The 23,826-nt window shown below is 54.0% G+C and carries 21 protein-coding genes and 1 other RNA gene; 8 read left to right on the top strand and 14 right to left on the bottom strand.

Annotated features, from left to right (window positions below; translation table 11 throughout):
• Nucleotides 1–32 precede the first annotated feature (32 nt).
• Nucleotides 33–1,892: a T9SS type A sorting domain-containing protein gene (locus IPJ96_07590; GenBank protein ID MBK7910212.1), complete on the top strand. Its 1,860-nt coding sequence runs from the start codon at nt 33–35 to the stop codon at nt 1,890–1,892.
• A gap of 18 nt (nt 1,893–1,910) precedes the next feature.
• The gene (locus tag IPJ96_07585) at nt 1,911–2,945 is read left to right on the top strand and encodes an RluA family pseudouridine synthase (protein MBK7910211.1); all 1,035 of its coding nucleotides are present in this window, start codon (nt 1,911–1,913) and stop codon (nt 2,943–2,945) included.
• Nucleotides 2,946–2,964: 19 nt separating this feature from the next.
• On the opposite strand, the gene mqnE is transcribed toward IPJ96_07585, so the two are convergent.
• Nucleotides 2,965–4,101, bottom strand: a complete 1,137-nt coding sequence (gene mqnE, locus IPJ96_07580; protein MBK7910210.1) for an aminofutalosine synthase MqnE — start codon at nt 4,099–4,101, stop codon at nt 2,965–2,967.
• A 187-nt stretch (nt 4,102–4,288) separates the two neighbouring features.
• Here mqnE and IPJ96_07575 point away from each other — a divergent pair, with 187 nt between their 5' ends.
• Both IPJ96_07575 and IPJ96_07570 read left to right on the top strand, forming a co-directional pair.
• Nucleotides 4,289–4,990 carry a response regulator transcription factor gene (locus IPJ96_07575; protein ID MBK7910209.1) on the top strand — a complete coding sequence of 234 codons (702 nt, stop codon included), beginning with the start codon at nt 4,289–4,291 and terminating at the stop codon, nt 4,988–4,990.
• Between the two features lie 128 nt (nt 4,991–5,118).
• Nucleotides 5,119–7,341: a fibronectin type III domain-containing protein gene (locus tag IPJ96_07570; GenBank protein ID MBK7910208.1), complete on the top strand. Its 2,223-nt coding sequence runs from the start codon at nt 5,119–5,121 to the stop codon at nt 7,339–7,341.
• Between the two features lie 74 nt (nt 7,342–7,415).
• Here IPJ96_07570 and IPJ96_07565 read toward each other — a convergent pair whose 3' ends face one another.
• Nucleotides 7,416–7,835, bottom strand: coding sequence for an energy transducer TonB (locus IPJ96_07565; GenBank protein MBK7910207.1), 420 nt, complete (start codon nt 7,833–7,835; stop codon nt 7,416–7,418).
• A 100-nt stretch (nt 7,836–7,935) separates the two neighbouring features.
• Here IPJ96_07565 and IPJ96_07560 point away from each other — a divergent pair, with 100 nt between their 5' ends.
• Nucleotides 7,936–10,473 (top strand): T9SS type A sorting domain-containing protein, encoded by a 2,538-nt coding sequence (locus tag IPJ96_07560; protein MBK7910206.1) that lies wholly within the window; start codon nt 7,936–7,938, stop codon nt 10,471–10,473.
• On the opposite strand, the gene IPJ96_07555 is transcribed toward IPJ96_07560, so the two are convergent.
• The 5 genes from IPJ96_07555 to IPJ96_07535 are packed head-to-tail and all read right to left on the bottom strand — an operon-like array spanning nt 10,474 to nt 16,214.
• The gene (locus IPJ96_07555) at nt 10,474–11,046 is read right to left on the bottom strand and encodes a YkgJ family cysteine cluster protein (protein ID MBK7910205.1); all 573 of its coding nucleotides are present in this window, start codon (nt 11,044–11,046) and stop codon (nt 10,474–10,476) included.
• Between the two features lie 49 nt (nt 11,047–11,095).
• Nucleotides 11,096–13,570: a carboxypeptidase-like regulatory domain-containing protein gene (locus IPJ96_07550; protein ID MBK7910204.1), complete on the bottom strand. Its 2,475-nt coding sequence runs from the start codon at nt 13,568–13,570 to the stop codon at nt 11,096–11,098.
• Entirely contained in the window at nt 13,554–14,687 is a 1,134-nt protein-coding gene (locus IPJ96_07545) for a glycosyltransferase (GenBank protein MBK7910203.1), read from the bottom strand. The genes IPJ96_07550 and IPJ96_07545 overlap by 17 nt, the downstream gene beginning before the upstream one ends.
• 33 nt (nt 14,688–14,720) lie before the next feature.
• Nucleotides 14,721–15,677: a glycosyltransferase family 2 protein gene (locus IPJ96_07540; GenBank protein MBK7910202.1), complete on the bottom strand. Its 957-nt coding sequence runs from the start codon at nt 15,675–15,677 to the stop codon at nt 14,721–14,723.
• A gap of 3 nt (nt 15,678–15,680) precedes the next feature.
• Entirely contained in the window at nt 15,681–16,214 is a 534-nt protein-coding gene (locus tag IPJ96_07535; GenBank protein MBK7910201.1) for a DUF4199 domain-containing protein, read from the bottom strand.
• A 121-nt stretch (nt 16,215–16,335) separates the two neighbouring features.
• Here IPJ96_07535 and ffs point away from each other — a divergent pair.
• The 3 genes from ffs to IPJ96_07520 all read left to right on the top strand — a co-directional run bounded on the left by ffs (nt 16,336) and on the right by IPJ96_07520 (nt 17,869).
• An RNA gene (gene ffs, locus IPJ96_07530) (signal recognition particle sRNA small type) lies at nt 16,336–16,433 on the top strand.
• A gap of 130 nt (nt 16,434–16,563) precedes the next feature.
• On the top strand, nt 16,564–17,232 hold the full coding sequence (fsa, locus tag IPJ96_07525; GenBank protein ID MBK7910200.1) for a fructose-6-phosphate aldolase: 669 nt from the start codon (nt 16,564–16,566) through the stop codon (nt 17,230–17,232).
• A gap of 19 nt (nt 17,233–17,251) precedes the next feature.
• On the top strand, nt 17,252–17,869 hold the full coding sequence (locus tag IPJ96_07520) for a threonylcarbamoyl-AMP synthase (GenBank protein MBK7910199.1): 618 nt from the start codon (nt 17,252–17,254) through the stop codon (nt 17,867–17,869).
• Nucleotides 17,870–17,873: 4 nt separating this feature from the next.
• On the opposite strand, the gene IPJ96_07515 is transcribed toward IPJ96_07520, so the two are convergent.
• From IPJ96_07515 to IPJ96_07485, 7 genes are read right to left on the bottom strand one after another with little or no spacing between them, the layout of a single operon-like run.
• Entirely contained in the window at nt 17,874–19,391 is a 1,518-nt protein-coding gene (locus IPJ96_07515; protein MBK7910198.1) for an NAD(P)H-hydrate dehydratase, read from the bottom strand.
• Nucleotides 19,392–19,394: 3 nt separating this feature from the next.
• On the bottom strand, nt 19,395–20,357 hold the full coding sequence (locus IPJ96_07510) for an exonuclease (GenBank protein MBK7910197.1): 963 nt from the start codon (nt 20,355–20,357) through the stop codon (nt 19,395–19,397).
• 8 nt (nt 20,358–20,365) lie between these two features.
• Complete coding sequence (locus IPJ96_07505; protein ID MBK7910196.1) at nt 20,366–20,977, bottom strand: dephospho-CoA kinase; 612 nt, start codon at nt 20,975–20,977, stop codon at nt 20,366–20,368.
• Nucleotides 20,974–21,951, bottom strand: a complete 978-nt coding sequence (locus IPJ96_07500; GenBank protein ID MBK7910195.1) for a YbbR-like domain-containing protein — start codon at nt 21,949–21,951, stop codon at nt 20,974–20,976. Before IPJ96_07500 ends, IPJ96_07505 begins: the two co-directional genes overlap by 4 nt.
• A 56-nt stretch (nt 21,952–22,007) precedes the next feature.
• Nucleotides 22,008–22,325, bottom strand: coding sequence for a preprotein translocase subunit YajC (yajC, locus tag IPJ96_07495; protein ID MBK7910194.1), 318 nt, complete (start codon nt 22,323–22,325; stop codon nt 22,008–22,010).
• A gap of 49 nt (nt 22,326–22,374) precedes the next feature.
• Nucleotides 22,375–22,842 carry a DUF1573 domain-containing protein gene (locus IPJ96_07490; GenBank protein ID MBK7910193.1) on the bottom strand — a complete coding sequence of 156 codons (468 nt, stop codon included), beginning with the start codon at nt 22,840–22,842 and terminating at the stop codon, nt 22,375–22,377.
• A gap of 41 nt (nt 22,843–22,883) precedes the next feature.
• Nucleotides 22,884–23,816 (bottom strand): transcription antitermination protein NusB, encoded by a 933-nt coding sequence (locus tag IPJ96_07485; protein MBK7910192.1) that lies wholly within the window; start codon nt 23,814–23,816, stop codon nt 22,884–22,886.
• Between the last annotated feature and the right edge of the window lie 10 nt (nt 23,817–23,826).

The following is a 23,826-nucleotide window of genomic DNA, read 5'->3' as shown; positions in this document are numbered from 1 at the left end:
CGTCATTCAGCCATAAATCCTACCTTTATCCCATGATGCACCGGCGACTGCGGTTACCTCTGGCCCTGCTTTGTTTGTTTCTGACATTTTCCAGTTCCTTCGCTCAGGAAGTCGTGTTTCCACTTTTCGGGAATTCTGAATTGCAGCAGGCCGCTTCCTCAAAACGTGTAAATCAATCGGAACGACGGAGCGCCAGTTCCCTGGTTCAACTTCCGTTTTCTGATGATTTTTCCCGTCAGGGCTATTACCCGTATGAAGGCCTTTGGCAGGATAGTAACGTATATGTGAATCCTTACTATGGCGAGAACCCGCCTACGATCGGGGTCGCTACCTTCGACGGCCTGAACCGCTGGGGCAACCCTTACAACATCAATGCAGCTGCGAGTCAGAAATCCGATTACCTCACCTCCCAACCTGTCGAACTTGGAACACTTGGTCCCGACACATCGGCGGTCTGGCTGAGTTTCTATTATCAGCCGCAGGGATTGGGCGACCGTCCCGAATCCGGAGATTCACTCGTGTTGCAGTTTCTCAACAATGCCGGCGCCTGGAACAACCAATGGGCCGTGGCCGGCAGAAGCGATACCGTATTTCAACGTGTCAGTGTACAGGTACGCGGTGCACAATACCTGTATTCCGGATTCCAGTTTCGCTTTTTCAATTATGCAACCGTCAACGGAAACCGGGACCACTGGCACCTGGATTATGTGATCCTGAACAAGAATACACAACCGAACGATTCCATCCGGGACAATGCCTTCATTCGTCCGCAGACTTCTCTGCTCTCCGAATTCAGCGCGTTGCCCTACTCACATTACAAGGAAATTTCTCCTGGCACCGCAGCCATGCGCGCCTCCATCAGCGATACCGTTCACAACCTGAACTACGGCCCCGTCTCCTTCACCTACCAAAGCAGCATCAGCGACGCGCTCGGTAACACGCTTTTTCTCTCCCCGCAAAGTTCACTCAGCTCCACGTCGAATACCTACACGGACTTCACCACTTCCCTGAACGGTTTCAGTTTCCCGGCTCAACCGGGCGATTCCGCCGACTTCCTGCTCAAAACCTGGTTCGGTCAGCCTCAATTGTCGAATCCGTATAACGACACCAACTATTACCAGCAACGCTTTCGCAACTACTATGCATACGACGATGGCTCCGCCGAATTGGGATACGGGGTCACCGGAAACGCGGATGTGTGGTTGGCCTATCAGTTCGATTTAAAGAAAGCGGACACCCTTCGCGGCATCCAGATCCACTTCAATCCTACCGGGGTGAACATCGCTACGCAATTGATCCAGATCGCGTATTGGGACCAGCTCAGTGTGGCGGGCAATACCCATCGCCTTGTTTACAAGATGATCAATCAACGGCCCGACACCAACGACTATACCAACGGATTTGTGACCTACCTCTTCGACACCCTGTTGGTGGTACAACCCGGACCGGCATGGATCGGGTTTATCCAGAATAATCCGCAAACACTCTTCGGCATCGGCCTTGACCGAAACACCGATCCCGGTGACAAAAAATTCTATCATGCCGACGGCGCCTGGTTTCAATCCGCCATCGAAGGCGCCTGGTTGATGCGACCGTTATTCGGCGACACCATCACACGCGGGCAAGTGATCGGTATTGAGGAGCTCGATCGCGGACCGATCCTACGTGTTTTTCCGAATCCGTCCACTGGCTCCGTGCGTATGGAGCGACCAGCCGCCGCCATCGGCAATTGGCGCTACGAACTCATGGAGAGTACTGGACGAGTACTTCGCACCGAGCAATCCGCACAGACGGGACTTTTCTGGCAAGATCTTCCGGCCGGCTATTTTCTTTTGCGGGTAACGGACGATAAAGGCGTGTCAAGCTGTTTCAAAATCGTCGTTAGCCAGTAAGTCCCCTTGGGGCATCATATGGAACCGATCGACCTCGAAGCCGCCGATCACGACGAACTCTACGAGCACCATCGATTCGTCGTCGATAAAGGTCAGGCGCCCTTGCGTGTTGACAAATACCTGATGAACCGGCTTACCGGTGCATCGCGGAATAAGATCCAGCAAGCCTGCGATGCCGGGTGCATCCTGGTTAATGGAAAGGAAACCAAGCCGAGTTATAAGGTAAAACCGCTGGACCAGGTCCAGGTAGTCTTACCGGAGCCGGTCAGGGAATTTGAACTGGTTCCCGAAAATATTCCGCTCAACATCGTGTTCGAAGACGAAGACGTGATCATCCTCGATAAGGCAGCGGGTATGGTGGTCCATCCGGGAGTCGGCAACTGGACCGGAACGTTGATGAACGCGCTGGTCTATCATTTCGAGCATCTCCCCCATTTCCCCGATCAATTGCATCGGCCCGGACTGGTACATCGCATCGACAAGAATACATCGGGTCTGATGGTCATCGCACGTTCCGAACGGGCGCTCGTCACCCTGGCGAAAGAATTCTTTGAACGAACGATCGATCGTAAATACCTGGCATTGGTCTGGGGTGAACCCAAGGAACCCACCGGTACCATCACCGGCAACATCGGACGAAGCCTCAAAGACCGAAAGGTCATGGATGTTTTCCCCGATGGCAGCCATGGCAAGCATGCCGTCACACACTATTCCGTGGTGGAACGATTCGGATACGTCACGCTGGTCGAATGCAAGCTGGAAACCGGGCGCACGCATCAAATCCGGGCGCACATGAAGTACATCGGACATCCGCTTTTCAATGACGAGAGTTACGGGGGCGATAAAATTCTGAAAGGCACCAGCTTTTCCAAGTACAAGCAATTCGTCATGAACTGCTTCGACCTGCTGCCGCGACACGCCTTGCACGCGGCTACGCTGGGCTTTCTTCACCCGAGAACAGGTCAACGGGTATTTTTCGAAAGTCCCCTTCCTGAAGACTTTGTTCGATTGCTGGACAAGTGGAGAAAGTACTCCGCTGAAAAAGAATCGTAAGCGCCCCGGGCACCGAACCTTAGACGATAACGGGCGCTTCTCCGAACGACTTCACCACCTTATAGAGCGTGTCACGCTCTACCGGTGTTCTTCCACTCTGTCGGATCAATTGGACCAGTTGTTCGGTTGTCAACGCGGGCGATTGTTCTTCCGCGCCGGCCATGGAATAGATCTTCGTGGTATCGTCGATCGTTCCGTCCAGATCATCTACGCCGAAGGATTGCGACAACTGCGCCGTCTGGCGACCGATCATCGGCCAGTAAGCCTTCACATGATTGAAATTATCCAGGAAGATGCGGGCGATGGCATAGTTGCGGAGATCTTCCGTTACGTTCACCTCAGGGACATGCGCCATGTCGTTGTCCTTGTTCCGGAACTTCAGCGGAATGAAGGTGTTGAACCCGCCGGTTTCATCCTGCAGGCGGCGCAACCGGTCCATGTGGTCGATCCGGTTGGCAAACGATTCGATATGGCCGTATAACATGGTCGCATTGCTATGCATACCCAGCCGATGAGCGGTACGATGGATCAGTAACCATTCGTCGGAGGAACATTTGTCGCCACAAATCTCTGCCCGTACGGATTCATCGAAGATCTCGGCGCCGCCTCCCGGGAGTGACTGCAAACCGGCTGCCTGCATTTTCCTCAATCCCTCCTCCACACTAATCTTTGCCTTTCGGAACATATAGTCCAGTTCAACGGCTGTAAATCCTTTGATGTGAAGGTCGGGACGATGTGCGCGTATGCGGGAGAGCAACTCACAAAAGAAATCGAGATCCATGCGCGGATGAACCCCGCCGACGATGTGCACCTCCGTTACCGGTTGTCCGTCGTATCCCCGCACGATATCCATCATCTGTTCGATGCTGAGCTCCCAACCTTCTTCCTTGTGCTTGAGCAGGCGTGAATAAGAACAAAAGTTACAGGAGAATACGCAGATATTGGTCGGCTCGATGTGAAAGTTGCGGTTGAAAAAAGTGGTGTTACCATTCTTTTGCTCCCGAACATGATTGGCCAGGGCGCCGAGAAAACCCAGCTCCCCGGAATCGTACAGGCACAACCCTTCTTCGTTGGAAATCCTTTCGCCACGCAATACTTTTTCCGCGATTGATTTCAGCGGGCTGGCTACGGGGTGTTGTTCGAGGTAAGCGGCAATGGAACTTTACATAGTGGTGCAAAGGTAAGCTTCCGGCTCCGCATCACCGACTGACCGCCGTCAGTCAGGATGCGGGAAAATGAATCTTCCCTGACACTAACCACGGTAAAAGCCTTTAGTTTCGGATATGTTAAACGCCCAACCCCTCAGCACCCATTCACGGTCGTTTTCTACCTTTACACGACCCATGCAACCGATCCGAATCCTGCTAGTCGAAGACGAGGAGCACCTCCTGGAGGCCATTAAACTCAACCTGGAGTTGGAGGGCTATAAGGTCGTTGCGGCCACGAATGGTACGGAAGCCGTAAGGGTCTTCCGGCAAGAACGATTCAACCTGGTCGTTCTCGACGTCATGCTCCCGGAACTCGACGGATTTGCCGTTTGTGAATCGATTCGGCTCACGAATTCGACCGTTCCCATACTCTTTCTCTCAGCGAAAAACGCTGCGGAAGATAAAATCACCGGGTTGAAACGGGGAGCAGACGACTACATGACCAAGCCCTTCAACCTCGAAGAATTCCTGCTGCGGGTACAGGTATTGGTCAAACGGAGCCTGACGCAGGAAGAGAAAAAGGAAATGACCGAGGTCTTCCGTTTTGGTGGGAACGAGGTGAACTTCAAAACCTACGATATCATTACCAAAGACGGCACGAAAACCAGGCTGACAAAAAAGGAGATCGCTCTCCTGAAACTGCTCATCGAACGCAGAAACGAAGTCGTTTCCCGTGAACAGATTCTGGAGACGGTCTGGGGTTATGATATCTACCCGTCTACCCGTACGGTAGACAATTTCATCCTGGCATTCCGGAAATACTTCGAAAAGGACCCCAAAGACCCGAAATTCTTCTTCTCTGTACGCGGGGTCGGATATAAGTTCGCCAGTGAATAATCACCGCCCTTTTCGGGTAAATCACCGAAAATCCCCGCATTTGTGATAAACAGGCGGGGATTTTCATTTTTCCCACCCTTTTATTCGTTAAAATTGACCTGCTTAACAACCAAATCAGCTTAAAGAGCATGAAGAAAACACTACTCGCCCTGTTCATGGGTGCATGGATGTCTTTTGGCGCGTTTGCCCAAAACACACCCCATCGTATCTGCGGCACGATAGATCTCCTGAATCAGCAACTGGCGTCTGACCCCGGGATGGCCGCGCGAATGCAGGCGGTCGAGAATCAGACTGCCGAATACGTGCGCACCCACGCTCACAACAACCAAGCGGAATCGGTCATCACGATCCCGGTTGTATTCCACATTGTGTACAATACCACCGCGCAAAATATTACGGACGCGAAGTGCATCGCCCAGCTCAACCAGCTTAACCTGGACTATGCCCGCCTGAATGCGGACGCATCCAGCACGCCGGCGGCTTTTCAGGGTGTTGCAGCCAATACGGGCATTCAGTTCTGCCTGGCACAGCGCGACCCGAACGGCAATGCTACCACCGGTATTGAGCGCCGCCAGACAACGGTGACCTCCTTCTCGACCAACGACAACGTGAAGCGGTACGCAAATGGTGGTTTGGATGCATGGAGTTCCTCCAGCTACCTGAACATCTGGGTGTGTAACCTGAGCGGCGGAGTTCTTGGCTATGCTCAATTCCCGGGAAGTGCCGCAGCAACCGACGGTGTGGTGCTCCTCTACTCATCCGTAGGTAGCGTAGCCAGCCCTGGCACTGCTTCGCCTTACAACCTGGGTCGTACAGCTACCCATGAAGTTGGTCACTGGCTCAACCTGCGCCACATCTGGGGTGATGACGGTTCTGGCTGTTCAGGTTCTGATCAGGTCAGCGATACGCCAAACCAGGCCAGCGAGAAATACGGCTGTCCCTCCTATCCTTCTACCGATGCTTGCACCAGTACCTCTCCCGGTATCATGTTCATGAATTACATGGACTACACGGACGACGCCTGTATGAACATGTTCACCGCCGGCCAATCGTCCCGCATGAATGCCTTGTTTGCTACCGGCGGAGCTCGTGTGAGCCTGCTTACCTCACTCGGTTGTACCCCTCCTTCGGGTGGCGGTAGCTGCGGCACGCCTTCCGGACTTGCTTCCTCTTCCATTACGACTACCAGTGCAACGGTAAGTTGGGCAGCGGTAAGCGGCGCTTCGAGCTATAACGTTCAATACCGTGTAAACGGTACCACCACCTGGACCACCGTAACCAGCACGACCAACTCGCGCTCACTCACCGGCCTTTCCGCTAATACCACTTATCAGTACCAGATTCAAGCGGTTTGCTCCGGTACATCGGGCACCTATTCGAGCATCAGCACCTTCACAACGGCAACGGCTACCACCTGCGGCACGCCAGCCAGCCTGACTTCTTCGTCGGTCACCACCACTTCAGCTACCGTTAGCTGGGGTGCCGTAAGCGGAGCTTCCAGCTACAATGTCCAATACCGTGTGAACGGTACCACCACCTGGACTACCGTGACGAGCACCACGAACTCGCGATCACTCACCGGACTCACCGCCAATACGACCTACCAGTATCAGGTTCAAGCGGTCTGCAGTGGCGTAAGTGGTTCTTATTCTTCGATCGCTACGTTCACCACGCAGGCAACCAGCGGCTGCACCGACATCTGGGAATCCAACAATACCATCAGCACGGCTAAAACGATCTCGACCAATACCGATATCACCGGACAGATCAGCTCGACAACGGACAAAGATTATTTCAAGTTCACCACGACGAGCCCGAACACTTACATCCGCATTAATCTTACCAACCTGCCGGCCGATTTCGATATCCGTCTTTACAACAGTTCGGGTACGCAATTGGCGATCTCGCAGAACGGCAGCACCACCAGCGAACAGATCATTCGCAACACGACCACTGCCGCTACTTATTACATCCAGGTTTACGGATACAATGGCGCTAATAGCACCACCGTTTGCTATAACCTGCGTGTGAATGTCGGCAGTACGGCCTTCCGTCTGGGCGACAGCGCCGAGGACCAGTTGGAGCCTGTGGCCAATTTCAATGATTTCGTACTCTTCCCGAACCCGGCAAAAGACCAGGTCAACCTGACCTTCAATTCCGGTGTCAACGAAGTGGTGAGCGTACGCGTCATGGATATGGTCGGCAAAGTAGCCCGTCAGCTCAACCTCGCTGTCGAACAGGGCGACAACAAATTCTCGATCGATGTTGCCGACTTCTCGAAAGGAATTTATTTCGTAGAACTCACCAACGGCAACGAGCGTATCGTGAAAAAAATGATCATCGAACGATAAGCCGCTAACGTTAGCAGTAATAAAAAAGGTCTCGTTTGCCTGGGCAAACGAGACCTTTTTTATTGGAACAAATTTCAGTCCTTGCTTTCAGGCTTTGGGATAATGAAATCGATGGGAAGAATGTACTGCACATCGGTCGGCTTACCGGCCACGGTACCGGGCTTCCAGTCCGGCATACTGCGCACGACACGCAAGGCTTCTTCATCAAGCAGTGGATGAACCCCGCTCAACAGGCGGACGTTCTGCAGTTTCCCATTTCGATCGATTAGGAACGCGATGTAAACTCTGCCCTGGATCCGCTCCGTCTTCGCCTGGGCCGGGTACGCGAGGTTATTGGTCAGAAAGGATGTGAGGCTATCCGGACCGCCGGGGTATTCCGGTTTCACCTGGGTAACTTTAGTACCGAAGCCCGCCTTTACGCGCTGGGATGGCTCCTGGGCAAAAACGGCCGAAATCAGCAGCAGGCTGCTGCACAAGAGTATCACTTTCTTCATGCAGAGAGAGTAATCTTTGAGGTTTGAATCGGAAAGTTAATGAATACCTGCAAGTTACCCAACCCTGGTTTTTATCTTTGAATTGCAGAAACCCTTACCGATGCGTATCCCACTCTACCGAATCGCTTCCCTTGGCTTGCTTGCCCTCGCGACCTGGCTGTTTTTGAGTCCGTCCGATCGATTGCATACAAGACAAGAAGACGAAAAGGAATCGTTCAGCATGGCCTGGCATGCGCTCCAATTTCTGGGAAACAGCGCCGCCTATCCTAACGCTGATATCCCACCGGACGCCTTTGCCAAGGCTTATCAATTCTACCGCGAAAACTATTCCGGGAGAAATTTTCGCATCACTCAGGTGGCGGATTGGGTTTCCGAAGGACCAACCAACATCGGTGGCAGGACCAGCGGCTTTGCCATCGACCCGGTCGATACAAGCGTGATCTGGTTGGGTGCCGCCTCGGGTGGACTTTGGAAATCGACAAGCGGTGGGCGGGGTCAGAATGCCTGGACCTACATCCCAACCGGCTTTCCGGTCCGCGGCGTATCAACGATCGCCATCAATCCACAGAACCGGTTGGAGATGTACATCGGCACCGGAGAGACCTATTCCTACGGCTCGACCACCCACGGCTTCGTTTATCGCCCGGCGCGCGGTAGCAACGGCATCGGTATCCTGAAAAGCGTTGACGGCGGATCAACCTGGACGCATTCCCTCAACTGGCTTTACCAACAAACACGCGGTGTTTGGGAAATTCGAATAAATCCGTTGCAACCCGCAACGGTATATGCTGCCACGACCGAAGGAGTTTTCCGATCCAGAGATGCCGGTGCATCCTGGCAACCAGTCCTGAACGAATTGATGGTGATGGACCTCGCGTTGGACCCGGTCGATACCAACACCGTCTACGCAGCGGTCGGTAACGCCGGCAGTCCGTCACACGGCATCTATCGCAGCACCGACGGTGGAGATACCTGGCTTCGGCTGAGCAACGGACTACCGCCCGATACCACTTCGGGCAGGATCCAGCTTCGGATCAACCCGCTGAATCATCGCTCCCTCATCGCGGTGGTGGGAAGCTTGTATGAAACTGTCGGAATTTTCCGTTCCTATGATAAAGGCAATACGTGGAACAGCATTGCCGGCTTGACAGAGATCCTTTCTTACCAGGGTTGGTATTCGACCGGCTTGTGTTTTAACGCAGCCGATACGAACGCGATCCTCTTCGGCGGCGTCTGGCTGTATCGTTCCGACCTCGCCGGCGACTTCCCGCAGTTAGTCAACAATACATATGACATCCACCCGGACCTTCATGGCATCCATTCCAATCCGCTTGAGCCGCAGAAAGTCTATATCCTGACCGACGGCGGCTTGTACCGCAGCGGCGACTTCGGCGAAACCTTCGAGGATTGTAACAGTGGTTATGTGACCACACAAGCCTACATCGGATCAGTATCCCTGCAAGACCCTACCGCGGTGCAATGCGGCTTGCAGGACAACAATACGATCCGGTCGCTTGGCGGTGGATATTGGCAACCGGTGGTGGGTGGTGACGGCAGTTTCAACGCGGTCGATCCCGATAACGACTTCATCCAATATGCTTCGCTTCAGTTCCTGAATGTATTCAAATCATACGACCAGGGCTTTTCGTATAACGAGCAGATCATATCCAAACCTGCAAGCGCCTACGGTGGTAACACGGCTGCCTTCGTCGCTCCATTTGTCATCGCCCCTTCGAATACAAATGTCCTGTATGCCGGGGCTGATACGCTTTTCCGGTCCGACGATGCCGGTTTCTCATTCTATGCTCCGGGTAACCGGCCGATCAACGCCGATGCCGTTTCACTCGCGATCGCTGTTTCATCCACCGACCCGGATGTGGTGTACGTCACCACCGCCCCCACGGATGTACTGCCGAGTGGCGTTTGGCGAAGCGATGATGGAGGGGTGAATATGCTGAATGTTTCAGCCGGGCTCCCTAATCGATATCCCCGCGATATCGATGTGGACCCCCGCGACAGCCGCATCGTCTATGTTGCTTTCTCCGGATTCGGTTCGGGCCACCTCTTCCGCTCTTCGGATGGAGGAGCGAACTGGACCGACATCAGTACGACCTTACCCGATGTGCCCTTCCATTGCATACAGCCCGACATCGACCATCCGGATACGCTCTATGCGGGCTCGGACCTCGGAGTTTTCGTATCAACTGACGCGGGAAGCACTTGGGATGCGTTCAATCAGGGATTACCCGACGGTGCCATGGTATTCGACCTGAAAAAATCAACGGCCGACAACAGCCTGCTCGCCTTCACGCACGGGAACGGTGTTTACCGGGTCAGTCTTGGAGCCTTACCTGTTGGCATTGATCCAACTTTGCAGCAACCGGGCTTCCAGCTTGCACTGATGGGCAACCCGGTACGCGATGAACTTTTACTCCGACTCGGCCTGGGTACCACAGGAACAGTTCAATTCAGGATATTCGATCTGCAAGGTCGCCTGATCGATCAGTCTTCCATGCAGGGACTTCCCCGGGGAATGCAACTGGTCAGGCTGCCAGCCCCGAAAACCAGCGGCGCCTACCTGTTGGAAGTGTCCCAACATGGCAAGCGCCGCGTCGTGAAATTCGTATCGGGTTGGTGATCAGTAAGGATAACCGACCGGCACCGCTTGCTTTACTTTAACGTCGGCAGCGGAGAGATTCTTCTTTCCCTGCTCGATGATGAGCTGATGCATTCGCTCTACCACATGTAGTGTTGCCGGACAGTATTCGATATTCTGAATGTGCGTGGAGGCGATATAGGCCTTGAATTCCCGGTTCTGGGTATGCGGAAATTCACTGCAATCTTTCGGACGCACCGGATAGATGGCACACTTGTTATCCTTGCGAAGATGTTGGCAAGGGGTTTTGGTGTTCATCCAGTCGCCGGTTTCATCCTTGTAGAGATACTTGCCCTGGTACTCCTGGTAGGTCATACCCAGGTGCTTGGAGATGCGCTTGATGTCGGCAGGTTTGAAGGTCGGCGTCATGACCTTGCAGCAATGCGCGCAATCCAGGCAGTCGATCTTCTTGAAAGCCTCCTTATGCAGGGCCATGGCCAGACCATCAAGCCCGCGCAGCTTTCTTCGTGATAAACCGCGTAGAAAGGTTGCGAGTGTTTTTACACGCTTCTTGTTCTTATTGCTCTTACGTAGATACCGGATGGGTTTTGACATATACAAGCTATTGCGGCGCAAAGAAAAGGAATTTCACGGGACGACCAAGTTACCGGATGGGCTTTCGGATGCCGACCACGACACCAAAATTTCCCCGCTTCCCTTCCGCGATGGACGTATAAACCTGGAAGCGGAACAGGTTGAGCTTTTCCACGCCCAGCCCCAGTTCTACATATTGATCAACAAGGTCGTTGTGCAGGTAATGGAAACTGGCAACTTCGTTGAGCTTCAGCTTTCGGATCAAGGGGATCTTATTCAGCAGAAAGCCTCCGAAATGGTGCTCGGCATGGCCTTCCACGTAAAATCCGGTGGTACTGAACGCATAGTACTCCAGGTTCATGAAATCGCTGATCCGGAATGGAGAAAACCAGGTTTTGTTTCCATTGAAATGCCGGGCGTCCATCAGATAGAGGCGCTTGCTGTTTAAAAAGTCTCCGACCGCCACGAGGTATTCAAATCGACCCAACAGGCCGAATCGCATATCGTCTTCCAGGCTGGCACGCCATTCGTCGAAGTCGGGACTCAAGTCATCCAGCGGTATCGCCTTCCGATACTGGAGGCGAAGGATTGGCAAGTCGGAACCGATGATGTACTTACCCTCCGGTCGCGTAATGAATTGTTGGCCGAAAATGAACCGGGTCCGGAGCGTCACTTCCAGCAGATCGTTAGCAGGAAAAGCGTTTTCGTCCGTAACGGGGTTCAGCGGATCATTGGAAGTATACTTCCGTTCCTTTCCCGCAACCTTAAAGGCGTAATCAGTGGTATTCCGGAGGGGTTCCCGATGCGCGTACTCCAGGAATACCCCGGCCGCAAAGCCATTGGTGAGTTCGGAACGGTGCTCCAACCGCAGGTATTGCTGCTGGAAGATCTTCATGTAATTCTTCCGGGCATAGAGCGAATACAGGGCGTTGGTGAGCGGCGTGATCGGATTGTTCCGATTGAACTGCAACACTTCACTTCCTCCATAAACATGGATACTGGATTGTGATTTGGTATTATAGAGATTGTAGAAATGAATTGACGGGTTCCAATGCGTATTGGAAAGTCCGTAGCGGAGATTTCCTTCCAACTTCCACTCCCGGGCATCGTCTCTACTTTTCTCCTTACTGATCGTCGCGCGCAGTGTTCCATTCCATCCTTCCACGGTATTGAATGAGATCGACTCGACTGGTGAATGAATGGACCAGGAACGGTGCTTCCAGGAATTGCTATGCGTGTAGGAAGTCAGAATCGAATTGAACTTGAATTTGTTGTTCTTCCGGTCAATGGAATCGAGATAGGGTTTTGATTCCACCACCTGCCGGACACTGTCGCGCCGTACATAATCGTGCCGCTCGTCATCCGTCAGCGGAACCGGGCGCGTACCGGCCCAATAAACCGAATCCTTCTTGTTCGCATCGGCATTGACTTTCAGGACTTCGTTGTTGAACTCCTTCTCCGCAAACTCCGGTTGGAGCTGGTAATTGGAAAAGATACCGAGGATCTGTCCGCGCCCCACAAAGCCCAGAAAGGAAAAGGAGAAATTGATGGTATTGTTAAACGGCATCCACAGGTCTTGTCCAATGGGTAAATAGTTCTGCCTGACCCGGAATGTATCCACGAACTCCATCTGCTGCGCCCTGGTGATGTACAGGTCGGCAGAATGAATACGCCAACTGTTCTCCACAATGAAAATGTCTCCGGTAAATACAGGATCGTTCGGCCTGCGCGGGATGACACTGATCTTGTTGATCAGTTGCCCGTTCTCCACGAATGTGCCTTCCAGTTTGAAGCGATAGAAGAGCATCGCCGAAGGGGCGATCGGCGACACGATTCCGCGCGGGACCAGGCCCCCGAAATCCAGCAAGGCCGAGTAAAAATTGATCCGCTGTAAATCCGCGCCCCGGTTGAAACTGTACGCGCGCGGGTCACCACTCACGATACTCGACAACATCTCCTCCTTGACTCCGCCGGGCTGCCGATAGGCGATCTTCGATACCGACTCGCTGAGGTACATGATCCCGCTGGCGGAATCCACCAGTGGACCGATATCCACCGGCTGTCCAAAGAATCTTTTCGGATAAGATGTCAGCCGCTGTGTCGATTTCACATAACTCTCACAACGAAATGCCTTGACTTCATCCTGATAGTACGACCGCTTCGCCTGCGCTTGCCGGATGATGGCATACGCGGGGTCTTCCGCAGCGGCATTGATCGTGACCTCCTTGAGCTTATAGGATTCCGGCAAGAGCCGGATATCCCTGCGCACGGTCTCCTGTCCCAAACGGATCTCCTCTACCTGTTGCCGGTAACCGATCATGCGGTAAACCAGACGATATGTACCGGGGGCAAGTTCGAGTTTATAGTCCCCTTCGATGTTGGAGGTGGTCCCTTGGGTTGTTCCTTCCAGGTAAACACTGACGAACGGCAACGGCTGCGCGTGCTCATCGGTGATCTTACCGGTGATCATTCCACCCTTCGCGATTGCAGGCAAACAAAGTAACCAGCCAATGACTAACCAATAAATGCTAACGGATCTTTTCATACAATTTCATCAATCCCATAACAAACGTGTTCCAGTCAAACCGACTTCGTCCGGCAACGACGGCCTCCGACATGCTTGATTCACGTGCATGCGAATAAAAATCACGAATGGCGGCAGCAATGGACGAAGCATCGGGAGCCGTAACATAACCTGTTTTTCCGTCTTCAACGATTTCAGCCAAACCACCCACCCGGGTAACCAGCATGGGACGGCCGAAATGATAAGCAATTTGTGTAATACCGCTTTGGGTTGCATGGCGATAGGGTTGAACAACCAAATCGGCCGCACAGAAATACTCCCGTACCCGCTCCTTGGGGATGAACTCCTTGTCGAACCGGCATCGGTTGAGCGCGCCATTATTCCTTACGATGTCGAGATAGGGAGCTTCCGGCTCATAAAACTCCCCGGCAACCAACAGATGAACCTGCAGCCTGGCGAGTTCAGCTTCCCCCATGGCCTCCAGCAGGTAGTCAAGGCCTTTGTATTTTCGGATGAAGCCGAAGAACAACACCAGGCGTTGGTCTTCCGGTAAGCCCAACCGCTGACGGGCTTCGGATTTCGAAAGCGTCTTGCCGAAGATGTCGTAGACCGGATGCGGAAGAAAGGCCCGGTAGGGATTGTCCGTGAACCGGCTGAGGTCGTCCAATACCGACTGTGACATGGCAACGAAAGCGTCGCAGGAACGGACGAAATATTTTGTCAAGGCTGCGTCTCCAGGGCGCTGTTCGTGCGGCAGTACATTATCGGTAATGGCGATCACACGGATGCCGCATTTGCGCAACCTGCGGGCGATGGTTCCCAGGGCGGGCCCCATGAACGGTAGCCAGTAACGAACGATGACCAGATCGGGCTTGAATTCCATCACTTGCCGAGCAGTCTTGAACCAACTCCAGGGATGAACCGATCCGATAGTGGGGCGAATATCAAGTGCGGGGCCAGTGGTTCCGGCAGTCGCGTACTGCGACTTTCCTGGAAACAACAGCCTGGGATATTGCAAATAGAACGAATGGATCCTCACTGTATGACCCGCTGCGATCAAGGCATTCGCCAGGGCTTCGTTAAAATCGGCGATACCACCTCGAAGGGGAAATGCGGGACCGATCAGTACGATGTTCATGGCGAGTCTGGCTTCGTCGGAACAAGGGATCGGTCAGGGTTGAATGCGCTGGTCGACGAGGTAGCGATTGCGATCCGGTGAATTGCGGGAAATGAGCTCGCCCAGAAAACCCGCCATGAACAGGAAGGTTCCCATGATCATCGCCGTGAGCGCGATATAGAACGATGGACGATCAGTGATCAGTCGGGCCGGGACATTGTGATAGACCGCCAGCAATTTGCTGATACCCAGATAAGCCGCAGAGAAAAAGCCGATCAGGAACATGATCGTACCCAGGAACCCGAACAGGTGCATGGGTCGCTTTCCGAATTTGCTGACGAAGGTGATCGACAGCAGGTCAAGGAACCCGTTGATGAAACGCTCCCAACCGAATTTGGTCACGCCGTACTTGCGGGAACGGTGCTCGACCACCTTCTCCCCGATCTTGCGGAAGCCGGCCCATCGTGCGATGACGGGAATGTACCGGTGCATTTCGCCATACACTTCAATACTCTTGACCACCTCTTTCCGGTAGGACTTCAATCCACAGTTGAAATCGTGCAGGTTGTCGATACCCGACATTTTCCGGGTCGTCCAGTTGAAGAACTTGCTCGGAATCGTCTTGGAGATCGGGTCATACCGCTTCTTCTTCCAGCCCGAAACCAAATCGAATCCCTCTTCGCGGATCATGCGATACAGATCCGGTATTTCGTCGGGACTGTCTTGCAGGTCCGCGTCCATGGTGATGATGACATCACCGCGGGTGGCGGCGAAGCCTTCACTGAGGGCTGCGGACTTGCCATAATTCCTGCGGAAACGAATCCCCCGCACATGGGCGTTTCGATTCGAAAGGCCGGTGATCACTTCCCAGGAGCGATCCTTGCTACCGTCGTCGATGAACAGGATCTCATAGCTGTACTTGTTCGCGTCCATGACCCGTACGATCCAATCGTGCAACTCGGGGAGCGACTCTTCTTCGTTGAAGAGCGGAATGACTACACTGATGTCCACGGATCAGGCGTTGGATTGAAAGGGATTGTTCTGCTCGCGGCGTAGGAAGATCGAGATGAACAGTCCGAACAGCAGCCCCATGAAAGCGCCACCAACGACGGAGAAAACGAACAACCACATGGGGGTCATGAATTTCCGTGCCCACTCGATGGACATGTTGATCTGTTCTTCGCTCATCCCCTGCTCGGTGAGATTCTGTTGTGTCATCTCCAGGATCCGCTGGGTCATGTCCGGAGCTATGAAGGTGAAGAGTACCACCGTGAATGCACCGGTGATGATGGATCCGAAAATCGAGATCAGGATACCCGTACCCAGCGAGCGGCCGAAGGAGATGAATCCTCCGCCTTCCTCATCCCGAAAACTCTTGATGCCCAAAACCATGAACGTGATCAGCAAGAGATAGCCGATCCATTGCGGCCACTTCGATTGCATATTTGAACCGGCGAAATAAAAAACGAGCATGACAATGATGGTCGACAAGCCATAAAAGGCTCCGTAATTCATTGCCAGCTTGGTCTGTGAACGGGGAGTTTCCATTGATTTTAAGGAAAATAGGCCTACAAACCTACTCTAATTCCGCCAATCGGCCAAAGCGCCCGAGCGCCTGTTTTCGACTACCGATGTTGAATTCACGAACGATTTTGTACCTTTGCGGCACGGGTAAGTCCTATACGACCAGCTCCTGCCAACCTCCCCAGGCCGGGAACGGAGCAAGGATACGCGGTTGAGCGGTGCGATATAGAAAGCTTACCCGTATTTTTATTTCAACACCCCTCCGCCGAGCCGGAGCAGCGGGTATCTTCGGGCGATCGTTCGTCCGACTGTTTTTCCGGTTCGGGCGAAAACCCAACGCCTAACGTTCCCTCCTTCCATCATCCATCCGCTTATGAAATTCTTCATCGACACAGCCAATCTCGATCAGATCCGTGAAGCACAGGACCTCGGCGTCCTCGACGGCGTAACAACCAACCCTTCCCTCATGGCCAAGGAAGGGATCACCGGCGAAGCGAACATCCTGAAACACTATGTCGATATCTGCAACATCGTAACCGGTGACGTAAGCGCCGAAGTGATCGCCACCGATTATGCGGGCATCGTTTCCGAGGGCGAGCGCCTGGCCAAACTGCATCCACAGATCGTTGTCAAGGTCCCGATGATCAAGGACGGCATCAAGGCCATCCGCTACTTTTCCAACAAAGGCATCAAGACGAATTGCACCCTGGTCTTTTCCGCAGGGCAGGCATTACTCGCCGCCAAAGCAGGCGCTACCTACGTATCACCGTTCCTCGGTCGGTTAGACGACATCAACTACGACGGCGTCGAACTGATAAGCCAGATCGTGCACATCTATCGCATGTACGACTATCCGACACAGGTACTCGCGGCCAGTATCCGTAATCCGCTCCACATCGTCCGCTGTGCCGAAGCCGGTGCCGACGTCGCGACTTGTCCGCTCAACGCGATCCTCGACCTGCTCAAGCATCCGCTGACGGATATCGGTCTTGCGAAATTCCTCGCCGACGCGAAGAAATTCCAGACGGAAAGTGTGAAGTGATCGCTGTACGATTTCCTGCATGCCGCTGACGATCTACCCCGGAAACATCAACGACCGCCATCTTGCCCAGGCGGTGGAGATCGTTCGGAAAGGTGGCGTGATCGTGATCCCCACAGACACTGTATACGCCCTGGCTTGTGACATCCATGCCACACCGGCGATCGAACGGATCGCCCGGATGAAACAGGTTAAACCCGGCAAGGCGAACTTCTCCTTCATTTGCCAGGATCTCAGTAACATTTCAGAATTCACGCGTCCGTTCAACACGGAAATATTCAGGCTGATGAAAAGCGTATTGCCAGGTCCGTTCACGTTTATCCTGAACGCCAACAGCAACGTCCCCGCTATTTTCAAATCCAACAAGAAGACCATCGGTATCCGGGTACCGGACGATACGATTGCACGCGCATTGGTCCGCGAACTGGGCCAGCCGGTACTGGTGACTTCCGTCCACGACGATGACGAATTGGTGGAATACACCACCGATCCGCACGCGATTGAAGAACGCCTTGGAGATCAGGTTGACCTGGTCATCGACGGGGGAAATTCCGAACTGACACCTTCGACTGTGATCGATTGTACCGGCAACGAGCCGGTCGTGATCCGGGAAGGAAAAGGAACGCTTCCTACTTTCTAACCGGCTATACGCCGCTTTCGAGGGTACGTAGAACCACGGGAAGCGCTTTGATGAGGTCCGAGGGCAACAAGCCCCGTTCCCCATATTTCTCAGCCGCGAGATCACCTGCGGCGGCATGCAGGAACACACCAGCGCTGGCCGCGATTTCGGGCTGCATGCCGTTGCATAGCAAGGCCAGCAATACGCCGGTTAAAGCATCGCCACTTCCGCCTTTTGCCATGCCGGGATTTCCGTTCGCGTTGTAGCGAACTTCGCCCGAAGGAAGAACCACTGCCGTACAACCGCCTTTCAGAATCAGGATACATCCGCTTGTGGCGGTGAACGCTTTTGCACGCTCAATGCGTTGCGGGGTATCCGGGCAACTGCCGAAGAGCCGATCGAATTCTCCGGGATGCGGAGTCAGGATAGCGCCGGCAGGTACATGATCCAGCAGGCTCTGGTTCTTTGTCAGCATATTCAATCCGTCCGCATCCAGGACCAGGGGAACCTTACAGGACCGGAGCAATCCGTCGAACGCGGTCACACTCTCCGCTTCCGTACCAAGTCCCGGACCGACCGCGATCGCGTCAAAGCGGCTCAAGTCCGCCGGGATGCGCTCCAGGAAGCCGGCTGATCCTCCCCGACTCACCATCGCTTCGGGCACCGCGGTTTGCAGGGGCAGGATGCCGACCTCAGGCACATGCGTTGTCAGTAATCCCAGGCCTGTCCGCAAGGCTGCGCGCGATGCGAGTATCGCGGCGCCAATCTTTCCGTCGGAACCGGCGACGAGCAAGCCGTGTCCGAAATCACCTTTGTGCGCAAAACGCCTTCGCCGGCCAATCTGCGTCACCAGATCGTTCCTGGTAAACAGGTATTCCCGTATACTGCCGGGCGGAAAGTGATCCGTCCGCACACCGATATCCAACAGGATCCAGCGTCCGGCATACTCGCCGGTCTCCGGAAAAAAGAAGGTCCGCTTGGGTGTCTGAAAGCACAAAGTTGAATCCGCATGAACCGCCACAAGATCACTCATGAGTCCATCTGCCGGCAGACCGGAAGGAAGGTCGATCGATATGATCTCCGCGGAGGATGCGTTGATGCGTTCCACAACGGTCCGGAACAATCCGTTTAAGGGCCGTTCTAATCCGCTTCCGAATAACGCATCGATCAGCACGACTTCCGGATCGATGCCACTGAAGTCCGCTTCGGCTCTGATCTCCCGCAGGTCCGCGCCGAGCAAGGGCTGCAGCCGATGGAAATTCGCGAGGTGATCCGTGCTATAACGATCCTGCTCTGAGACCCGGTCCACAGTCACATCGTAACCGGACTGATAGAGTTGCCGCGCAATGGCGAGTCCGTCACCACCGTTATTCCCGGGGCCGCAGAGGATCCTGAATCTGGTGGAGCGTCCATAATGCGCGCTGATCCATCCGGTGCAGGCCGCGGCGGCCCGCTCCATGAGATCGAGCGAGGCAATGGGTTCGTGCTCGATCGTCCAGTTGTCGGCGATCCGCGTTTGTTCAGCGCTTAAGACCGGTATCATGTTTCAGGGGGCGGGTTGTGCGTGGTGTTCCGCGATGAGTACGGTCTTACCGCTGCCTTCCAGGTAGCGTTGCAGCGTGATACCGTCGCCGTGCAGGGTGTGAATCGTATGCGCGCCACAGGTGTTGATCAACCGCAGCAGATCGTTCCAGTCAGCGTGATCACTGACCGGTAGCACGCCGTCGCACCGCATATAGGCGCGTTTCCAGCCGGTTGCAAATAACCGACGGACGCCCGGCATGCGATCGAAGCGTCCAAAGATCGACGGTGGAAGGATCAATACCGCTCCGGCTTCACGCCTGAACTCTGTCCGCTGATACGGCAGCCACTCCCCTAAGGCAATTCCATGCGACTCATACACCTTGTGGAACCGAACGATCTCGGGGTGGACGAACACTTTCCGCTCGGGGAAATAATCGTGTATCAGGCGGGTGACGCGTTGAGCCTTGCCGAGACTGTAGGCGCCCACTACGGCGGTATCCGTCAGTGGCGGCAACTGCGCCAGGGCCTCTTCCGGATGCGGATGATCATACTCCGGCTGGGCGAAGGTCGTCTCGGTGATGAGGTGATCGCAGGGAACCAGCGTGAAAGGCTCACAGGTCGGGTCGGGTTGCAATTTGAAATCGCCGGTATACAAATAGCGTTCGCCCTCCCATTCCATCAGTACCTGCGCGCTTCCCAGCATATGACCAGCCGGGAAAAAGGTCACACTGACAGGTCCAAAACTGCGTGTTTCGCCATAAGCCGTAATGTGGAACTCGCTTCGGTTGGTCGGCAATCGTTGCAGCAGCAGATCCCGCGTTGGTGCGGTGCAATAGACTTCGCGGCTGTGCGGAGCCGCATGGTCGCTGTGGGCATGCGACACAACGGCCCGGTGAACAGCCCGGGTAGCGTCAAGGAAGAAATCGCCGGGTAAACAATACCAACCTTCCTTTCTTTTTTCCAGCAATGCTCCGATCCTGTTCATCGTCGACTTTATTGTGCGGACAAGTTGGGCTGAGCCAGTTGCAGGAACTCCTGATGCAGGGCGACGATGCGGGGCACCAGCAGATCGCGCTCATCGTTCACCAGCACCGCGTCGGAACGACGTATCTTCTCTTCGTCACTCCATTGCCGTTCCATCATGCGCCGGATCTCCTCCTCCGATCGTTGGTCACGCTGTCTTACACGTTGCATCCGTAGCTCGACAGGAGCTGTCACCGTGATCACCTTATCGCAGTCCTTATGGGTACCGCTTTCGAACAGGATAGCCGCTTCCCGGATGACATAGGGCGCATGAGTCTGAAGTTTGACCCATTTTCGAAAATCCGCCCGTACACGGGGATGTACCAGCGAGTTGAGTACTTGTAATTTCTCCGGATCCGCGAATACCAGTTCAGCCAGCTTCTTCCGGTCGAGTTTCCCTTCCGGATCGAGGATGGTATCTCCAAACGCGTCGCGGACGGAGCGCATCAGCTCCGGGTCACGGTCGTAGAGTTCCTTCGCCGCCTGGTCGGCGTCATAGACGGGTATGCCCAGTGCGCGAAACACTTTGCAAACAGTCGTCTTACCGCTGCCGATTCCACCGGTGACACCAACGATCATCATTCCTTTCGCAGTATATAGTCTACCTGGCCGGGCTCCGGCAGGATCGATCGTGCCCAGGATGGCGCGGAGATCACCTTGACGGATAAGCGCTGGGGCTTATCCGTCAGTAATCGGGCTCCGTCGACCACCACATCGAAATCGGCTGCCTGCACTTCTCGGTAATGACTGAGCGGAACCTGAAGCCGGAGGTTGATCTTGTCCGGAAAGGTCTTGAGGATATAGGTAGCGGGCGTATTGATCGTGCGCACCGGAACCTCCAGCTTCGCTTCGGTCAATTCTTCCACCGGAAGTCGGACATGAACGACTGAATCGCTGAACGTCAACAATCGATTCTCCTGTAACCGAAGTTTGGTATTGACCGGACTCCTGAGATCGCGCAGGTCAAGCGGAAGGGTGCTGATACCCTTCAGGTGACGGATCAGACTGGGTGGACCCGTCACGGTGACAGAATCGGGGCGGATCGATAGCGATCCTGTGGTGTCGAACTGCCTGGCCAGCTTGATGGTCAAGGGTACCTGTACCGGCAATCGCACGGTTTGCTGGTCGCTGAAATAGAACACGATCGAATCCGGTTCATAGGCCTGCAAGCTGACCTGCGTCCCGAGTTGCCGGGTGAAATCGGGTTGAAACATACGCGTTGCCAGCGCCAGGGCATCCGTTCTTCCTCCCTTGCCTCCGAGTTTGGAAGCCACATCGATTTCAATGGGTGAACGTTTACTGCTGAATTCGTACGAAAGAATCCGAAAGCCACTGGTTCGAAGCGTGATCGATACCTTCTCCGGTAATTCGTTCATGACGACCTTTCGATCGGGTAGATTGATATAACGAACAGGAAAGGTAATGGTGGCTGCATAATCGTGTGACAAGGCGATCAGCAACCAAAACAAAGTAGCGATACCGAAACATGCCAGTATGATCGATATCCGCTTGTTCGCGCCAGGTCGAACAGAAGTTCCGGGTTGTGGGTCTTTCACGAATGGAAATTACTCCCGTAAAATAACAAAAAAACCGCCTTTCGGCGGTCTTGAAATCACTTGGCAGGAGCCGGTTGATCGAGTGCCTTCGTTGCTTCGGCTGAAATGGCTGATCGCTCTACCCGTACGCGGACATTGTTGTCAATCTCTACCATAAAGGTGCGGTCAGCTACTTCCACGATACGACCATGAATGCCCCCGATGGTGACGACTTTGGCGCCTTTCTGCAAAGAGTTCCGGAATTCCTGCTCCGTCTTCTGCTTACGCATCTGCGGACGGATCATGAAGAAATAGAAAACGACAATGATACCAACCAGGAACAGCATCTGCATCAGCGCGCCGTTCTGTTGGGATTGGAGGAGTACGAGGTTCATGAGTGAAGTTTCTTTTAAGGAATTTGTTTCGGTCAGAATGTTTCTTTGATCACTTGGGCAGGACTTCCCCGGTTACGTTAATCACTTTGGTATTGGGAATTGTATTGGAAATCAGGGTAACGGTCTTATGCTGCATGCCGGTTTTTCCGTTACTGTCAAAGGTCACATTGATGATCCCTTTACCGCCGGCCGGGATCGGATCCTTCGGGAATTCGGGTACCGTACAACCACAACTGCCATTCGCCGCCCGGATGACCAATTCGGCATTTCCGACATTGGTAAACTGATAGGCAAACGAGATCTTCTCCCCTTCGGTGATCTGACCGAAGTCCCAGGTTTCCTGCTCGAACTTGAACTCCGGAACACCTTTCTTGGAATTCGTCCCGGATGCCGAAGCGGGATTCGTAACGACTTCGGTGGAAATCGCATCCGGTGGCTTTACCGGATTGTTGTCGGCCTGTTTGCAGGACGAGGCGATCAGCAGCAGGATGGCGAAGGTGCAGGTGAACTTTCTCATGGTAGCAGTGATTGACACAACAAAAATAGCGGCTGTTCCTGTTACTCCAGCAACCCGCGTCCGGTCTTCACGATTTTTCCATCCGCTTTGTAATCGGCAGCGAGTTTATCAATGATCCCGTTGATGAATTGCTTGCTTTTCGGCGTACTGAAATCCTTCGAGATCTCAATGTATTCGTTGATCGACACTTTCACCGGAATTCCGGGAAAATGCACCAACTCTGCCAGAGCCATTTTCAACAAGAGGATATCCATCATGGCGATCCGCTCCACGTCCCAGTTTTGGGTGCGCTTACTGACCGCGGCCTCATACTCGCGATTGTTGAGGATGGTTTGTTCGAACAACTGACGGACGAAGTCCTTGTCGTCCGCTTCGTCTTTGTATACGGGCATCAACTCCAGGCGCCCTGCATCATAGAAGGTGCGGATCGTCCGGTTAATGATATGGCAAACGAAACTGAAGTCCTCCTGCCAGAAGATATTCTCCTCCTCCACATGATGCTCCAGGGTCTCGTTCGGTTCGAGAAAGCGGGTCATGATCAGCAGAAGGAAATCCCGCTCGTTGGCCTGATCGTCGAGCAGAAAGTTCCGGTACTCCTCCGACTTTTTGATCTCCAGGAAAAGCTTGCGGACAAGGTCCAGGTCTTTCTGCCAGGAAGTATGATAGCGACGGGTAAACAGCTCAAAATCCCTGGAAGCGACCATGGCCTGGATGAACCGGATGTTGAACAAGCGGTGCTTGGCATTCACTTCCTCCGCCTTCGGGAAAAACTTCAGGTGGAGGTCGTCGGCATCGGCCTGATCGGAATCCGCCAATTCACGCAACAGGGAGAGCAGGTAGATATACAACTCGTGCACCTTCTCGATCGAACGGAACAACTCACGGCCTGCAACTGCCAGGTCACTCTTATCGGCCTGGAAGTAGGCATACAAGGCTTGTAATACTTTGACTCGGAGTTGGCGTCGGCTGAGCATGGATCGATAA

The sequence above is a fragment of the Bacteroidota bacterium genome (genome assembly GCA_016713765.1).
Classification (GTDB): Bacteria; Bacteroidota; Bacteroidia; order AKYH767-A; family 2013-40CM-41-45; genus Pollutiaquabacter; species Pollutiaquabacter aromativorans.
The sequence above is the reverse complement of the archived record's forward strand: the minus strand, read 5'-3'. Positions and strand labels throughout refer to the sequence as shown.

Coding starts and splice junctions, on each gene's coding strand:
- IPJ96_07505 (MBK7910196.1), bottom strand. CDS start 20,977: ATGATGATCGTTGGTGTCACCGGTGGAATCGGCAGCGGTAAGACGACT.
- IPJ96_07560 (MBK7910206.1), top strand. CDS start 7,936: ATGCGTATCCCACTCTACCGAATCGCTTCCCTTGGCTTGCTTGCCCTC.
- IPJ96_07575 (MBK7910209.1), top strand. CDS start 4,289: ATGCAACCGATCCGAATCCTGCTAGTCGAAGACGAGGAGCACCTCCTG.
- IPJ96_07550 (MBK7910204.1), bottom strand. CDS start 13,570: ATGAAAAGATCCGTTAGCATTTATTGGTTAGTCATTGGCTGGTTACTT.
- IPJ96_07510 (MBK7910197.1), bottom strand. CDS start 20,357: ATGAACAGGATCGGAGCATTGCTGGAAAAAAGAAAGGAAGGTTGGTAT.
- fsa (MBK7910200.1), top strand. CDS start 16,564: ATGAAATTCTTCATCGACACAGCCAATCTCGATCAGATCCGTGAAGCA.
- IPJ96_07515 (MBK7910198.1), bottom strand. CDS start 19,391: ATGATACCGGTCTTAAGCGCTGAACAAACGCGGATCGCCGACAACTGG.
- IPJ96_07545 (MBK7910203.1), bottom strand. CDS start 14,687: ATGAACATCGTACTGATCGGTCCCGCATTTCCCCTTCGAGGTGGTATC.
- yajC (MBK7910194.1), bottom strand. CDS start 22,325: ATGAACCTCGTACTCCTCCAATCCCAACAGAACGGCGCGCTGATGCAG.
- IPJ96_07555 (MBK7910205.1), bottom strand. CDS start 11,046: ATGTCAAAACCCATCCGGTATCTACGTAAGAGCAATAAGAACAAGAAG.
- IPJ96_07485 (MBK7910192.1), bottom strand. CDS start 23,816: ATGCTCAGCCGACGCCAACTCCGAGTCAAAGTATTACAAGCCTTGTAT.
- IPJ96_07590 (MBK7910212.1), top strand. CDS start 33: ATGATGCACCGGCGACTGCGGTTACCTCTGGCCCTGCTTTGTTTGTTT.
- IPJ96_07535 (MBK7910201.1), bottom strand. CDS start 16,214: ATGGAAACTCCCCGTTCACAGACCAAGCTGGCAATGAATTACGGAGCC.
- IPJ96_07570 (MBK7910208.1), top strand. CDS start 5,119: ATGAAGAAAACACTACTCGCCCTGTTCATGGGTGCATGGATGTCTTTT.
- IPJ96_07585 (MBK7910211.1), top strand. CDS start 1,911: ATGGAACCGATCGACCTCGAAGCCGCCGATCACGACGAACTCTACGAG.
- IPJ96_07490 (MBK7910193.1), bottom strand. CDS start 22,842: ATGAGAAAGTTCACCTGCACCTTCGCCATCCTGCTGCTGATCGCCTCG.
- IPJ96_07565 (MBK7910207.1), bottom strand. CDS start 7,835: ATGAAGAAAGTGATACTCTTGTGCAGCAGCCTGCTGCTGATTTCGGCC.
- IPJ96_07520 (MBK7910199.1), top strand. CDS start 17,252: ATGCCGCTGACGATCTACCCCGGAAACATCAACGACCGCCATCTTGCC.